The sequence below is a fragment of the Plebeiibacterium sediminum genome (assembly GCF_026013605.1).
Classification (GTDB): Bacteria; Bacteroidota; Bacteroidia; order Bacteroidales; family Marinilabiliaceae; genus Saccharicrinis; species Saccharicrinis sediminus.
The window spans coordinates 16,620-31,191 of record NZ_JAPDPJ010000066.1 but is presented as its reverse complement, the minus strand read 5'-3'; the positions used below and the strand labels follow the sequence as shown (position 1 = coordinate 31,191).

Annotated in this window: 10 protein-coding genes and 1 riboswitch; of the genes, 8 read left to right on the top strand and 2 right to left on the bottom strand. The window is 34.3% G+C overall.

The window, feature by feature from the left end:
* The first annotated feature begins 349 nt into the window (after positions 1 to 349).
* A riboswitch (cobalamin riboswitch) is annotated at positions 350 to 563 on the top strand.
* Positions 564 to 809: 246 nt separating this feature from the next.
* The 3 genes from OM075_RS20275 to OM075_RS20265 all read left to right on the top strand — a co-directional run bounded on the left by OM075_RS20275 (position 810) and on the right by OM075_RS20265 (position 3,908).
* Positions 810 to 1,331, top strand: coding sequence for a cob(I)yrinic acid a,c-diamide adenosyltransferase (locus OM075_RS20275; protein ID WP_301192379.1), 522 nt, complete (start codon positions 810 to 812; stop codon positions 1,329 to 1,331).
* 79 nt (positions 1,332 to 1,410) lie between these two features.
* A complete protein-coding gene (locus tag OM075_RS20270; protein WP_301192378.1) occupies positions 1,411 to 2,880 on the top strand; it encodes a cobyric acid synthase in 1,470 nt (489 codons plus the stop codon).
* Positions 2,877 to 3,908 (top strand): pyridoxal phosphate-dependent aminotransferase, encoded by a 1,032-nt coding sequence (locus OM075_RS20265; RefSeq protein ID WP_301192377.1) that lies wholly within the window; start codon positions 2,877 to 2,879, stop codon positions 3,906 to 3,908. The genes OM075_RS20270 and OM075_RS20265 overlap by 4 nt, the downstream gene beginning before the upstream one ends.
* Here the strand turns inward: OM075_RS20265 and OM075_RS20260 are convergent.
* Positions 3,898 to 4,422 (bottom strand): hypothetical protein, encoded by a 525-nt coding sequence (locus tag OM075_RS20260; RefSeq protein WP_301192376.1) that lies wholly within the window; start codon positions 4,420 to 4,422, stop codon positions 3,898 to 3,900. The genes OM075_RS20265 and OM075_RS20260 overlap by 11 nt on opposite strands.
* A 398-nt stretch (positions 4,423 to 4,820) precedes the next feature.
* On the opposite strand from OM075_RS20260, the gene OM075_RS20255 reads away from it, so the two are divergent.
* The 4 genes from OM075_RS20255 (at position 4,821) to OM075_RS20240 (ending at position 11,930) form a co-directional block, all read left to right on the top strand.
* Positions 4,821 to 5,720 carry a DUF6588 family protein gene (locus tag OM075_RS20255; protein WP_301192375.1) on the top strand — a complete coding sequence of 300 codons (900 nt, stop codon included), beginning with the start codon at positions 4,821 to 4,823 and terminating at the stop codon, positions 5,718 to 5,720.
* Between the two features lie 16 nt (positions 5,721 to 5,736).
* A complete protein-coding gene (locus OM075_RS20250; protein ID WP_301192374.1) occupies positions 5,737 to 6,306 on the top strand; it encodes a hypothetical protein in 570 nt (189 codons plus the stop codon).
* 404 nt (positions 6,307 to 6,710) lie between these two features.
* Entirely contained in the window at positions 6,711 to 8,822 is a 2,112-nt protein-coding gene (locus tag OM075_RS20245) for a protein-disulfide reductase DsbD family protein (RefSeq protein ID WP_301192373.1), read from the top strand.
* Positions 8,823 to 9,137: 315 nt separating this feature from the next.
* Positions 9,138 to 11,930, top strand: coding sequence for a M16 family metallopeptidase (locus OM075_RS20240; protein ID WP_301192372.1), 2,793 nt, complete (start codon positions 9,138 to 9,140; stop codon positions 11,928 to 11,930).
* Between the two features lie 218 nt (positions 11,931 to 12,148).
* Here the strand turns inward: OM075_RS20240 and OM075_RS20235 are convergent, their stop codons facing one another.
* Complete coding sequence (locus tag OM075_RS20235; RefSeq protein ID WP_301192371.1) at positions 12,149 to 13,009, bottom strand: hypothetical protein; 861 nt, start codon at positions 13,007 to 13,009, stop codon at positions 12,149 to 12,151.
* A 382-nt stretch (positions 13,010 to 13,391) separates the two neighbouring features.
* On the opposite strand from OM075_RS20235, the gene OM075_RS20230 reads away from it, so the two are divergent.
* Entirely contained in the window at positions 13,392 to 14,489 is a 1,098-nt protein-coding gene (locus OM075_RS20230) for a TlpA disulfide reductase family protein (RefSeq protein WP_301192370.1), read from the top strand.
* Positions 14,490 to 14,572 lie beyond the last annotated feature (83 nt).

Genomic DNA, 14,572 nt, shown 5'->3' with positions numbered 1-14,572 from the left:
TTGCAATATATTCTGGGGATTCTTTTTTCTTTTCTGCCATAAGTCACAATATTAATAATTTGTTGCTTACAGACAGTGTTTATTTTACATCCTCAATCCAATAGCTCAGTGAGTAAGCACTGGGCTTATTAGTTGATTAAATTTTAATTTCAAAACCACCTCCCCTTCGTTCCTCAGGGACTCCTCCTTTTGAAGGATGAGTGTTTACGAGCAGCTTGCCTATTTGTTGCTCTTAATAGAAATGTTTCTATTAAAAATTAAATTACCGCAAGATTTTATCTAGAAGTTTAAACTTCAGTATTTCATATTTCAAATTAAATAAACAACAGGCTCTAATTGATTTATTTATTACTTTTGCAGCTCGTTTGGTGGATTTCTCCTTTCAGGGGAAACCTTAATATGGGAATTCGGTGCTTCTGTTTAACCAGAAAATTCCGAAGCTGTACCCGCAGCTGTAAGTCTGTATATGTTTTGACAAACTAACTGCCACTAATGAATCTATTCATTGGGAAGGCCTCAAAACGAAGACGAGCCAGAAGACCTGCCAGATGTATAACCCGCAATATGCATTAAAAAACCTATTGCACTCTGAAATAGCTTCAAAACAAGGTATTTCACTTACTTACTTCAACTCACCATAGTTGAGCTATGATTCGTTTCAGTAAGTACTTGTTTTATTCCTATTTCAAAGCTCATAACGATGTTTTAATACATAATCCGGGTTAAATGCTTTCGGGATAAAGGCGAATTGGAGTTAAGGGAAACTCATTTCATCAATTGTATCCCATTATTAAATAATTATTATAATAATGGAAAATGCGTTAGTACAGGTTTATACCGGAGATGGTAAGGGAAAAACAACCGCAGCTGTTGGTTTGGCTGTCAGGGCTTTAGGTAATCAATTTAAAGTTCGTTTTCTGCAGTTTTTTAAATCTGAAATATCAGGAGAAGTTAAGCCTTTGGAAAAGTTGGGTGCTGATGTTTCTATCCATAATCATCAGGATAAACCCAGCTGGACTATGAATGAAATTGAAGAACAACAACTGATAGCAGACTCCAAAGAAGGCTGGCAGATTTTTGTGGATCTGATTCAAAGTAAGACCTATGATTTAATTGTGCTTGATGAAGCAAATCATGTGTTGAACAGGGGTTATATTGACAAAGAGGAGGTATTGGAAATTCTGGAACAGGCTAAAAATACCGAAGTGGTTTTTACAGGACGAAATGCGCCGGATTGGTTAATGGAAAGAGCGGATCTGGTAACAGAAATGAAAATGCATAAGCATCCGTTTCAACAAAAAATAGGTTCACGCACAGGTATCGAAAAGTAAATAAAAATTATAACACCGTTATAAACTTCTCAATCAAGGTTTATCCTGATTTCAGAGTGGTTAAATTATATATCTTTTAATGAAAAAGTTAAAGCCAATCATGTTTGTAGGCACAGGTTCTGATGTTGGTAAAAGTATTATCAATACAGCTTTGTGTCGCATCTTTTTGCAAGATGGATATCAACCCGCACCATTTAAGGCGCAAAATATGTCGTTGAATAGTTATGCCACACCCGATGGATTAGAAATAGGAAGGGCACAGGCTGTTCAGGCCGAAGCGTGTGGTTTGGAGTGTGAAGTAGAGATGAATCCTGTTTTATTGAAACCTACTGGTGATCAGAATTCGCAGGTGGTTTTGCATGGTAAACCAATTGGAAATCAATCGGCCAAAGAGTACTTTTTGAATGATAATAAATCAAACTTGTTTAAAGAAGTATTGGTAGCTTTTAAGAAGTTGGAGCAAAAGTACAATCCTGTTGTGTTAGAAGGTGCCGGGAGTATTTCGGAACTGAATCTTCGAAGCAGGGATATTGTGAACATGCCTATGGCAAAAGCGGTTGGAGCTTGTACTTATTTGGTGGCAGACATTGACAGAGGAGGTGTTTTTGCCTCAGTTTACGGTTCTATTAAACTACTTCCAGAAGATGAACGGAAGTTGATTAAAGGAGTTCTGATCAACAAGTTCAGGGGCGATATTGATTTATTCACCGAAGGGCGTAAAATACTTGAAGATATTACAGGCGTTCCTGTTATTGGGGTAATTCCTTATTTTAAAGGTATTACCATTGAGGAAGAAGATTCTGTAAGTCTTTTAAAGATGAATAAAACGGCAGTTCAGGATAAAGTTAATGTAGCGGTGGTTCCATTAAGGCATATGTCGAATTTTACCGACTTTAACAGATTTGCTGAAGTGGACGATGTGAACCTTTATTTTACCGATTCTGTGCAGGAATTAAGTAAGACAGATATTTTAATTATTCCGGGATCAAAGAACACCATTTCTGATATGAATTATCTCGAAGAAACAGGATTGGCTCAATATTTAAAAGACTGGCATCAGTCGGGTAAAAATATTTATGGTATTTGTGGTGGATACCAAATAATGGGAGAGGAGATCTTTGATCCGATGCATATCGAAAGCAAGGCTGATAGTGTAAAAGGATTAGGTATTTTACCTGTAGTTACAGTGATTTCCAACGAAAAAAATAGCACACAAACATCTTTTAAATATTTAGATAAGACAGATGGATGCGAGGGCTATGAAATACATATGGGTGAAACCTCGTTTTTAACGCAGCAAAAACCGGTTGCTCATTTAAGTAATGGTGTTAAGGATGGTTATTATAAGAGTGAAAAGGCCTGGGGAACTTATATTCATGGCATATTTGATAATGCTGTTGTTTTAAAAGATGTTCTTGAGCCATTCTTAAATAAAAAACTTGAGATAGGAAACTACAAAGAATTTAAAAATAAGGAGTACGATAAACTGGCCGATTTTGTAAGAGCTAATCTGAATATGGATCAGATTTATAAAGATTTAGAGGGATGATAAACGGTCATGGAAACGATATCCATCAGTATAAAAATAAGATAGTTGCTGATTTTAGTACCAATGTGTTTAATAATCCTGCAACGGATCAGATTATTGATTTTTTGAAACAACAGGTGGATGATGTAAGAAATTATCCGGATTGTAATTGTGTGGCCTTACGAACTCGTTTTGCCTCATATTATCAGGTTCCATTTGAGGATGTTATGGTTTGTAATGGTTCAACAGAGTCTTTTTATCTTGTTGCTCATTTATTTAAAAATCAATCATCTGTAATATTTACACCTTCATTTTCAGAATATGAAGATGCTTGTCAGTTGTATGATCATCAAATAGAGTTTGTATCCAATAAAGAATCGTTAAATGAGGTTTGTATTGATAATAAGCTAGTTTGGCTGGGTAATCCTAATAACCCGGATTCAAAATATTATTCACGTTCCTTTTTAAGCGATTTTATTGCAAGTCATCCATCAACAGTATTTGTGGTTGATGAGGCCTATATTGATTTGTGTTCCAATGGCGAAACCATTGCAGATTTGGTATCAGAATATGATAATTTGATTGTGATAAAATCCTTTACCAAATTATATGCAATACCAGGTATTCGCTTAGGTTTTATTGTTACCAATGCCCAACGTATTTCGCAGTTAAAAAAGTTACATATGCCTTGGGCAGTAAATGTTTTGGCACAAAAGGCAGGAGCGTATATTCTCGATCATTTTTCTAAAACCGAAAATCAGGTTGTTGAATTATTAAAAAATTCACAAAAGTTGCAGAAAGAGATCAGTCAAATAGGAGGTTTAAAGGTAAATCCTTCATCTTGTAGCTATTTTCTGGTTGAAATGGATAAAGGAAAAGCATCACAACTAAAAGACTTTTTAATCAATGAGCATGGTCTTTTAATTCGTGATGCTTCAAATTTCAGGGGATTAAATGAAAAGTGTTTTCGTGTTGCCAGTCTGGGCCCTGAAAAGGATTTATGTTTGGCCAATTCTTTAAAAGAATGGCATTGTTTCGTTACTGTTTAAGAATTATTTTTTGTTGGGTAACCACCGAATCTTTAATCATAATTTCTAATTGAACAGTGCTTTCTATTGCGTTTTCAATGGGTGTGTTGCCTTCAAGTACAAAAGTTGAATGATCGTAATCAGTTAGTTCTTCATCTGTTGCTTCCGGTATAAATAAGGTTTTTGATCCGGTTGGAACGTAAACTGTCAAACGGTCGTTGTTGATTTTAATATTGCCATCTTCATTGTTGATATGAATATCAATATCAAGGCTTTGAGGTATGTCTTTCTCATTTTCAATAACGATCCACATTCCGTTCAGAGCTACCACATCAAACGCTTCAACTTTAATATTTTGGAGTAGATTAAGTGCAGAAGTAATTTTAAGTCCTGGGGGAGTAATTGTTGAATCAGTAGATTTTAATTCAATAGAGGTACTTATAGCTTCGGGCTCAGTGTTTTCGGCATTATGGTTGGTTAGGGTGCAGGCAAAAAATAGCATAGCACTTAGGGGGATGATTAAAACTTTTCTCATGTTTATCTGAATTGGGATGTGTGTTATCTTTTAGTTTCTATTAAAATTAGAATTTAGATACTTAAAAGTCAATAGCAGATAAGGTGAAAAGGGACAGAACAGGACAAAAAGTTGATGAAATGGTACTTTTGGGTTGGTTAGGTTTTACTTTTTAAAGCTCATAAAAAGCCAAACCTATGTGTAATAGGGCTACTTCATTTCACCTTTTGAATTGAAGTCTTCCTTTTTATGAAAATACAAGCATTTTTATTTATTATTAAGCAATAAAATACCTTTATATCATAAAATATCCATTGTTAGACTGGAAAATCAAAGCAATAATCAAGTTTGTGTTGAGTTTTACTCAAAACTGTTATAACTTGCATTATTATTAATCAACTAAAAAGAATCAATTTTACATGAGAAAATTTTATTTTTTAATGCTTTTGCTATGTCCATTGGTAATGAAAGGGCAAGATTTGGAAGATTATTTGTCAAAATATACCTCTGAAAATGGTCAGCTATATTTGCAACCATTTGCAAACGCATTTACCGCAGATTTAAATAGTGGATTATTTCACAATGCAAAGATCAAAAAGAAAGGTTTTCAGTTATACATAGGTTTGGTGTCGCAAGTGGCAGTAATACCTGGTAAAGCAAAAACTTTTACGGCTACTATCGATGATCCTTCTTTCAGCAGTACTCCTATTACAGTTGAGGGTGCACCAACTATTTTTGGAGCTAGCGAAGGTCCATATGTAGAAAACAGTCAAACCGGATTAGGACAGTATTTGCCAGGAGGTTTGGAGATAGAGTCTTTACCTCTTGCTATGCCACAAATAACTTTAGGTTCAATTTTCGGAACAGACTTAAGTGCCCGTTATATTTCTGTGCCTGTGGATGACTTAGGAGATATAGAATTATTTGGATGGGGTATCAGACACAGTGTAGATCAGTACCTGAAAGTTCTTCCTTTAAGTGTTGCTGTGGGTTACTATCATCAATCGTTTAAAGTAGGTAATTATATTGATGCTAAAACCAGCGTAATCAATCTTCAGGCTAGTTACAATATCCCGGTTATTACTTTTTATGGTGGTTTAGGGTTTGAAAGTGGAAATGTAGATGTGGAATATACCTATGAAGGTTCTGGTGATAATTATGGTGATACCATTGCTTTTGAACTAGAGTCGGAAGGTACTGTAAGAGCTACAATAGGTCTTTGTTTTAATTTGGGGCCTGTGAAATTACATGGGGATTATAATATGGCAAAACAAAACACTTTTGCTGTTGGTTTAGGTATTGGTATTAATCAGAAATAAAGAAATAAGATAAATCATGAGAAAATTTAGTATCGTTTTATTGTTAGCAGTTTTATTTACTGCATGCGAAGAGAAAGACATAAAGTTATATCCATCGTTTGAAGAAAGTACCATTGTAAACGTAAATACAACTGGTGAGTTTGAGGAATATACAACCATTTATGCCAGTCAGATTAATGATGCGGTTAATGATTTAGAGCTGGAAGAAGATGGAGAGATTGAAAGTGTTGCAGTAGAAGGTATTTGGATGGTTGTTAAGCCTTTATCCGGAAATACAGCTACTTCAGCAACTGTTAATGTAACTATTAAAGCTGGAGATCAGGATTATAAGCCTTTATTGAAGAATTATGTGGTTGACATTCCTTCGGTAGAAACAACTTATTATTTCCCTGAATATTTAGATAAAAATGGTATTGCATTATTAAAAGCCAGATTAAACAACATTGTAGTAGATGGTATTTTAACTGATGATATTGATTTAAAGGTATCAGGAAATACAACACCAGAAAACAGTACAGTAAAATTAGAAATCGAAATTTTTGTAAAGGGTTCTGTGGTATTTGTTCAAACTGTAGAGTTGATTTAAATAAAGGTTTTATTCAATAAGATAAGTGCCGCTTAATCATCGTATGATGGTTAAGCGGTTTTTTTATGCTTAATATTTTACCCCCTGTTCAAAGAGGGGTGTTGCGCCATTTTTTTCTACGTTAACAAATATTTAACTAAGATTTTCAAATGTCTTTTATTAATTAGCAGCTTTATTTTGTGATTTAACGAAAAGTGAACTGTATTTATGATATATGTCATGATCTCGTTGATATTTAATGGGATTGCCTCATGAGTTAACAAACATTAACAAAATATTTATAACTTCAAGTCACCCATTAAGCAAAAAATCTTGTTATAAATAAAAGGGTAATACATCCTTGATTATAAATCACAAGGTTAGGTATAGAAATAATAAAAATATATAGCATAAACCAATTTACAATGAAAAGGAAAATAGCATTACTTGCTTTATCCCTGATAGTCATTCTACAGGGAAGTGTTTGGGGGCAGATTCAGCAGCCGGCAAAGTGGAAAGTTAGTTTATCAGATACAAAAGCTTCTGTTGGAGATAAAATTGACGTAGTATTTAGAGCTACTATTGATCCAACATGGCATTTATATTCAAACGATTTTGATCCTGATCTGGGACCAATTTTAATTTCATTTCAATTTGAAGAAAACGATTCGTATAAAAGAATTGGAGAAGTAAAGCCAATCAATGCACATAAGCAATATGACGATGTTTGGGGTGGAGAAGTAAGTTTCTTTGAAAATACAGCTGAAATGCGTCAAACCATCGAAATTAAGTCATTACCATTGAATATTGCAGGTACATTTGAGTTCCAGTCATGTTCTGATAAAACAGGAATGTGTGTGATGGATGATGATGAATTTAATTTAACTATTAAAGGTACTGCAAAACCAGTTCAGGAAACTAAACCTGCAGCTACAAAAGAAGTGGTTAAAGAAGAAAAGGCAGCTCCGGTTGTAAAAGTAGAAACAAAACCTGTTGCAGAGGTAACTGCTGCTAAAGTTGAAGAATCGAAAGAAGAAACAACTACTGCTACCAAAACAAATGTGGTCATTAAAGGAAATCAAACACAAGAATCTGATTCGTTGTGGATGTTATTTATCGTTAGTTTTCTAAGTGGATTGGCAGCCATTTTTACGCCTTGTGTTTTCCCTATGATTCCTATGACTGTAAGTTTCTTTATGCATAGTGATGAGAATAAAGCAAAAGCAAGATTTAAAGCTTTCTTTTATGGATTCTCCATTATAGCTATTTATACAGTTATTGGAACTGTTGTTGCACTTACTTTGGGGGCTAACTTTGCAAACTTTTTGAGTACTCACTGGTTGCCAAATATCTTCTTCTTTTTGATATTTATGGTTTTTGCAGCCTCATTCTTTGGAATGTTCGAAATCACCATGCCAAACTGGTTGGTTAATAAAAGTGTTTCCAACGAAGATAAAGGAGGTATCTTAGGCTCATTCTTTATGGCATTTACCTTAGTATTGGTTTCATTTTCATGTACAGGACCAATTGTAGGTGCAATTTTGGTTGCTTCAGCAGGTGGAGAAGTATTAATGCCTATTGTAGGTATGTTAGGTTTCTCAATAGCTTTTGCATTACCATTTACCCTGTTTGCAATTTTCCCATCATGGTTAAATAACCTTCCTAAATCAGGTGGATGGTTGAACTCAGTAAAAGTGGTTCTTGGTTTTATTGAAGTAGCGCTTGGGTTAAAATTCTTAAGTATTGCCGATCAAACTTACCACTGGGGTATTTTAGACCGTGAGATTTATCTGGCTATCTGGATTGTTACTTTTGCCATGTTAGGATTTTACTTTTTGGGTAAATTGAAATTCTCTCACGATAGTGATGTGGATCATGTTAGTGTACCAAGATTAGGTTTATCGATTGTTACTTTTGCTTTTGTTGTGTATATGATACCAGGATTATTTGGAGCTCCATTAAAGGCTCTGTCTGGTTATATTCCTCCACAGGCAACTCAGGACTTCGATATCAATAAAATAGTACGCGAAAATGCTGTAATGTCAGGTTCCGCTGCTGTTGAGGCCCATACTGCAAAGTATTCTGATTTTCTTCATTTACCACATGGATTAAACGGGTATTTTGATTATGAAGAAGGATTAGCAGCTGCAAAAAAATTAAACAAACCTGTGTTTATTGATTTTACAGGACATGGATGTGTTAATTGCAGACAGATGGAAGCCAATGTATGGTCAGATCCTGCAGTATTGAAGCGCTTAAAAGAAGATTATGTAGTCATAGCTTTATATGTAGACGATAAAACAGAATTACCTAAAGATGAGTGGATTGTTTCTGAGTATGATGGCAAAACCAAAAAAACTTTAGGAAAGAAGAATGCAGATTTTCAAATTACACGTTACGAAGTTAATGCACAACCATATTACTGTTTGTTAGATGCAAATGGAAATGATTTAGTTACTCCAAGAGCATATGATTTGGATGTAAATGCATTTGTAGAATTTTTAGAAGAAGGTAAAAAGAACTTCCATAATAAATAGATATTATCAGGGCAGGATAAAACATTATTCTGCCCTTTTAGTTATTATGAAGTATTCAAAATATTAATGTCTTTAATTTATAACCAAAACAATAACGTTAAACGCGCACAGATGTAGTTAGCAGGTATACTTAATTACCCAATCAGCAAAAAAAAGAGTAATTGAATTTATTTGCGAAGCAACAGATGGCCACTAAAAGTAAATTTAAAAAAGAGATGAAACGAGCCTTAAGCAAGCTTTTATCAAGATGATTGATAATTGTTGCGGCAAGTTCCATGTGACCATTAAAACAATTTTTTACACATGAAAAAAACGATGAAATTAGTTTTGTCAGGAATGCTTCTTTTACAAGGAGTATTTGTTGCTGCACAAAACACTACAACAATTCCCCTGGATTCAAGGGTTAGATATGGCAAGTTAGAAAACGGTATGACTTACTATATCATGCATAACGAAGAACCAAAAGAAAGAGCTAGTTTATATTTTGTACAAAATGTGGGTGCTATTCTTGAAGAGGATTCTCAGGATGGTTTGGCTCACTTTTTAGAGCACATGGCTTTTAATGGATTAGAGCATTATCCTGGCAAAAGCATGTTAAACTATTTAGAAGCAAACGGAATTAAGTTTGGTCGTGATATTAATGCCTATACAGCACAAGATCAAACGGTATATAACTTAAGTAACATTCCTTCAACAAACGAAAACCTTTTAGACTCAGCGTTATTGGTTTTACACGATTGGTCAGGAAGTTTACTTTTGGAACCAGAAGAAATTGATGCAGAAAGAGGTGTTATTCGTGAGGAGTGGAGAACCAGAAGAAATTCTCGTTTTCGCTTAATGTCACAGACTCGTCCATACATGTTTAACTTCTCTAAATATGCAGAAAGAGATGTGATCGGATCATTGGATGTGATTAATAATTTTGAATATCAGGAATTAAGAGATTACTATCACAAATGGTATCGTCCGGATTTACAGGCTGTAGTTGTAGTTGGTGATGTAGATGCTGAAAAAGTAGAGCAAACTGTAAAAGAAATGTTCTCATCTATCCCGGCTAAAGAAAATGCTGCAGAGCGTGTTTTTTACCAGATAGAGGATTCAAAAGAATTGGGTTATGTTGTTGCAAAAGATAAAGAAGCTCAAGGTGTTTCTATAGATTGGATTTTCAGACATGATCCTGTAACTGTTAAGGATGAAGCTTCTATGCGTGAGGATTTAGCTAAAACAATGCTAAGATCTATGCTAAATAACAGATTAGGTGAATTAACACGTAAGCCTGAATGTCCTGCTTTAGGAATGGGAATTGGATTCTTTTCAATAACTCGTACTAAAGATGGTTCTTATCTGACAGTTAATCCTAAAGAGCATAAAGAAAAAGAAGCTTTCGCTTTATTGATTACAGAGTTTGAAAGAGCTAAGAAATTTGGTTTTAATGATTCTGAATTGGAGCGTGTAAAAACATCTTTACTTCGTAGATATGAATCATACGAAAAAGAGTATGATAAAGTAGATAATGAGAGCTGGGCAGAACAATTAGGAAATCACTTCCTGGAAGCAAGTCCATTCCCATCTCTTGAGTGGGAAATGAATTTTGCTAAAACAACAATTCCTGCCATTACATTGAAAGAGGTTTATGCATTATTAGAAGATTTTACAAATATCAACAATAGTGTTATTACAATTACTGGTCCTGATAAAGAGGATGTACAATATCCAACTAAAGAGGAGTTATTAGCCGAAGTTAAAGCTGCTAAAGAATCAGAACTTACAGCTTATGAGGATGAGTCTAATGACAGTCCTTTAGTTACAGATGAATTAACAGAGAAAAAAATTGTTAAAGAATCTACTGTTTCAGGAACAGATGCTAAGTTATATACACTAGAAAATGGTGCTAAAGTGGTGGTTTATCCTACTGAATTAAGTAAAGATGAAATTTTATTTAGTGCTTATAGTTTTGGTGGAATGTCTTTATTGAGTCAGGATCAACTTGAATCAGGTAGTCTTGCAACAACAATTGCTGGTATGTCTGGTGTGGGTGATTTTAACGCCGTTCAGTTAAATAAGAAACTAACAGGTAAACTTGCAAGCGTATCTCCATCGTTAAGCACCTTTACTGAAGGTTTCAGTGGATCTGCTTCTCCTCAGGATTTTGAAACGATGTTACAGTTATTGTATATGAAGTTTACTCATCCTCGTTTTGAGCAGGAAACTTTCCAAACAATCAAAGCATCAATGAATAATCAGTTACGCTTTATTGCCACTGATAATAGCAGAGCTTTTCAGGATACAATTGGAATGTTAGAAAGCAATTACAGTCCGCGTAACATTTTATTCAACAAAGATTTTGTGGATCATGTAGACTTTGATAAAGCAAAAGCTATTTACGAGGATCGTTTCCAGGATGCTGATGACTTTACTTTCATCTTTGTTGGAAATATTGATGTAGAGAAAGATCTTCCGTTAATTACTAAATATATTGGAAGTTTAAAATCAACAGATCGTACTGAAGATTGGGTAAACCATAATATTAAACCTGCTAAAGGTTATACCAAACGAGTGCTTGAAAGAGAAATGGAATTTCCTAAGGCTACTGTTTATTATTCAATCATTAAGGATATGGATTACAGCCTTGAAACCAGAACTTATGTTAGAGTGATTTCTGAATTATTAAGCAAAAGATATTTAGAGACCATTAGAGAGGAAGAAGGTGGTAGTTACGGAGTAGGAGTTCGTCCTTCAATTTCAAAACGTGCATACGAGCATGCAGCTATTACTATGAACTTTGATTGTGATCCGGAGAAGAAAGACAAACTTATTGAGATCATGAAGAATGAGATTGATAATTTGGTGAAAAATGGTGTTAATGTTGATGACCTTAAAGAAATTAAGCAAAACTATTTAAAGAGTAGACAAGAGTCTGAAAATCAAAATGGTTTTTGGTTAAGTGTTATTCAGGGATCATTAGTTAATGATGAACCTATTACTGATACCGAAGGATTTAATAAAATAGTGAATGATTTAAGCGCTAAAAGCGTCCAAAAATTCGCTAAAAAATTATTTAAGGGTTATGACTCTATCGAGGTAATTATGGTTCCTGAAAAGGAATAAAAAGATACATATTAGGTTAGATTGAATTGGTGTGGGGTTCTGGTTTTCCGGAAACCTGCACCAATTTTTTTTGTATTTCATTTCTCTTCGGAGAGCAACAAATATGCAAGCTGCAAATCAACTCTCCTCCTTTCAAAGGAGGAGTCCCCGAGGAACGAGGGGGAGGTGGTTTTATAACTCAACTGCTAACATGATAAGCATTCAATCCATTTGTAACACTATTTCCCAAATGGAATTACAATGCCTAATATTGGAAAAATAAATGTTCCATCAGAACCTGAACTAACAGGAACAAGAAACATGTAATCCATGGATATGCGATTCCAGACGGTTCTGCCACCAAACGACATTAATACATCTCCATGTGGAAATATATAGTTTTCAGATATAAAGTATCCGCGATTCGTTACCCGAGTCATAGCGCTAAAGTTATAAATGGGTGATTTGGACCAACTGTTTCCTGAAAATCCATAGGAAATACCAACAGAAATATTGTTATCCCGGGATCCTATGGTTGATGTTCCGTATAATAAGCCATATTTATTGGATTCTTCAAATAATACGGTCCCCAACAATGCACCAACCCCAATATTAAACTGATCCTTTTTAACAGGAATAGATACTTTAGGAGCAACCATAACAGGAGTTGGAGCTCCATCGAACATAAACATAGGTATTACCGTAACACCTAAAGAAAAATGATCCGTAATGCCTGCAGAAAAGTGATTCCAAAATACATAGATATTCTGATAATAACCTTCCCCTTTCTTTAAACCGTATCCGTTGGGTGCCCAAAAATAGCGTGATGATTGAGGATTTGGAAACCAGTATTTTCCCTCTTTTATGCGTTCTGCAACTATCGTTTCTCTTATTTTGATATCCTTTTTCTGAATGGTTACTTCTCCGTAATTGTTGCTCATCAACTTAATGGATAAATCATCTTCTTCAATAATTTTCCCAAAAAACTCATTACCTTCTACTGTTTCAATATGAGTTAACGTAGAATCTTTTTCTTGTTCCTGGCCAAATGTAAAACCAAAAAGAAAGACAAAAATGATCGTGCAAAATATAGTTTTCATGGCTTCGGTATTTTATATATTAAATTTATGAAAAAAGCTGTGTTGTATCAATGAACTATATGTTTTAATTATTGTAACACACGCAGATAGGGGGTATTAAATAAATTGAATACTGCAAGATATAGCCTTGCTTTTAGTAAAATTTGCAATAATTACTACAGCTCAACATATTATTGATTTTAATTGCAAAATGTGCAAAACAGAGCAATGCCTAAGAGTAATATTTTTTGCACAAACCCATCTTAAAATATCCTAACATTTTATCTGGTTGATGATTTTTTAATATTAGGGGTGATTGATGTATGCGTAACAAAGAATTATTTATCTTTATTCAATAATTATACTCAAAAGGAGAATTTTCTCTAATAACAAAAACACTCAAATGAAGAAGATTATTTTAAGTGCCCTTGTGGCTATTTTAATTCTGGCTTCTTGTCAGGAGCAAAAACCAACCTTTACGCTAACTGGAAAGTTGAATAGTAATGGCGAAAAAACATTAGTAGTTAATGTTTTAGATGGTACAAATTTTAATGCATTAGATACATTAGTAATAACAGATGGTGTTATTAACTATTCCACAACTCTTGAATCTCCATTATTAATGGTAATTGGAGAAGATAAAACCAGAAATTCAGTTAGTTTTTTTGCTGATAACTCAGCTTATACAATCAGTGGAAATGTGGATAGTTTAAATGTGGCTTCAATTACAGGAGGTGCAGCTTACGATTTATACAAAAAAATCACTGATTCAGAACAACGTATTGCAGAAGTAAGTCGCGAATTAAGACCAAAATTTGCTGCTGCAAATCAGGCTGGTGATACAGCAAAAGCTAATGCTATTTATGATGAATATATGGCTGAAGCTCAAAAAGTAGATGATATTAAAGCTGAATTAGTAAAAGCTAATCCTACTTCGCCAGTATCTGCTTTTGTGGTTTATAATATGTACCGTCATGGCTCACTTGAAGAGATGAAAGAAGGTTTGGCTCAGTTAGATTCAACATTAACTGCCAATTCTTATTATAAAGCTTTAATGGAGCGTGTGGCATTACTTGAAACTGTTGCTGTGGGTAAAGAAGCTCCTGAATTTACACAAAATGATGCTGAAGGAAATCCTGTGGCTTTATCGTCATTTAAAGGAAAGTATTTATTGGTAGATTTTTGGGCTAGCTGGTGTGGTCCTTGTCGTGGCGAAAACCCTAATGTGGTTAAATTATACGCTGATTATAAAGACAAAGGATTTGATATTTTAGGTATTTCTTTAGATCAAAAGAAAGATGCATGGTTAAAAGCTATTGAAGAAGATCAACTTGCATGGAATCATGTATCAGATTTAAAAGGTTGGGGAAATGAAGTAGCCAAGCTATATGGTGTATCAAGTATTCCTCATACAATTTTATTGGATAAAGAAGGTAAAATTATAGCTAAAAACTTAAGAGGAGAGGAGTTAAGAGCTAAGATTGCCGAGTTACTTGACTAAGTAAAATCTTACAATATAAAATAAGGCGGATGGTGATCAGAAATGATAATCATCCGCTTTTTTGTTCGTAACAGGTATAGACC